This window comes from Azospirillum sp. TSH64 (assembly GCF_003116035.1).
GTDB lineage: Bacteria > Pseudomonadota > Alphaproteobacteria > Azospirillales > Azospirillaceae > Azospirillum.
In genome coordinates, this window is the sequence record NZ_LGQW01000015.1 from 2,386,134 (window position 1) to 2,387,658 (window position 1,525).

Consider the following 1,525-nt stretch of genomic DNA (forward strand, 5'->3'; position numbering starts at 1 on the left):
GGTCTCCGACCCGTCGGTGTCGGTCAGGGCCGGGCTGATCGTCAGCGGAATCGCGGTGTCTTCATCGCCGCGGGCGGCGGACACGGACAGGGTCGGGGTGTCGGTCACCGGGTTGACGGTCACCGCCAGGGTCTGCGTCACCGAAACCGGGGCGGCGACGCCATCCTTGGCCGTCGCGGTGACGGTCAGGTCGAAATCCACGTCGCTGTTCGACGGCGGCGTGATCTTGAGCCCGGCAAGCTGGTCGGGGTTCAGCGTGATCGAGCCGTTGCTGACCGTCAGCGTGCCGTTCAGCGTGTTGGCGAGGATCGCGCCGGCCGGGATGCCGCTGATGGTGATCGTCAGCGTCTCCGACCCGTCGGTATCGGTCAGCGCCGGGCTGATCGACAGCGCAATCGCCGTGTCTTCGTTGCCGCTCGCAGCAGTGACACTCAGCGTCGGCGTGTCCGTCACCGGGTCGACGGTGACATGCAGGGTCTGCGTCGTCGTCGCGACCGGCGCTGTGCCGTCCTTGGCGGTCGCGGTGACTGTCAGGTCGAAATCCGCGTCGCTGTTCAGCGGAGGCGTGATCTTGAGCCCGGCAAGCTGATTTGGGTTCAGCGTGATCGTGCCGTTGGTGACGGTCAGCGTCCCGTTCAGCGTGTTGGCGAGCGTTGCACCGGCCGGAATGCCGCTGATGGTCACCGTCAGCGTCTCCGACCCGTCGGTGTCGGTCAGGGCCGGGTTGATCGTCAGCGCAATGGCGGTGTCTTCGTTGCCGGTCGCAGCAGTGACGCTCAGCGTCGGGGTGTCGGTCACCGGATTGACGGTAACCACCAGCGGTGCGCTGACGCTGACCGGAGTGGCGACGCCATCCTTGGCCGTCGCGGTGACGGTCAGGGTGAAGTCGTCGTCGCTGTTCACCGGCGGCGTGATCTTGAGGCCGGCCAGCTGGTCGGGCGTCAGCGTGATCGAGCCGTTGCTGACCGTCAGCGTGCCGTTCAGCGTGTTGGCGAGCGTTGCTCCGGCCGGAATGCCGCTGATGGTGATGGTCAGCACCTCCGATCCGTCCAGATCGGTCAGCGCCGGGGTGATCGTCAGCGCAATCGCCGTGTCTTCATTGCCGCTCGCCGCGGAGACGGACAGGGTCGGCGTGTCGGTGACCGGGTCGACGGTGACGTGCAGGGTCTGCGTCGTCGTCGCGACCGGCGCGCTACCATCCTTGGCGATTGCGGTGACGGTCAGATTGAAATCAACGTCGCTGTTCGACGGCGGCGTGATCTTCAACCCGGCAAGCTGCTGGGGCGTCAGCGTCCAGGTGGTGGTGCTGTTGCTTTCGGTGACCGAGGTGCCGGCGCTCAACGTCGCTCCCGCCGGAACGCCGGAAATCCGGATGGTCAGCGTCTCCGACCCGTCGGTGTCGGTCAGCGCCGGGCTGATCGTCAGCGGAATCGCGGTGTCTTCGTCACCACGGGCGGCGGACACGGACAGGGTCGGGGTGTCGGTCACCGGGTTGACGGTCACCGCCAGGGTCTGCGTCACCGAA

Annotated in this window: 1 protein-coding gene; it reads right to left on the reverse strand. The window is 67.1% G+C overall.

The features are described from left to right. On the reverse strand, positions 1 to 1,525 hold a 1,525-nt coding region (locus TSH64_RS12335), incomplete at both ends, for a hypothetical protein (protein ID WP_199237546.1).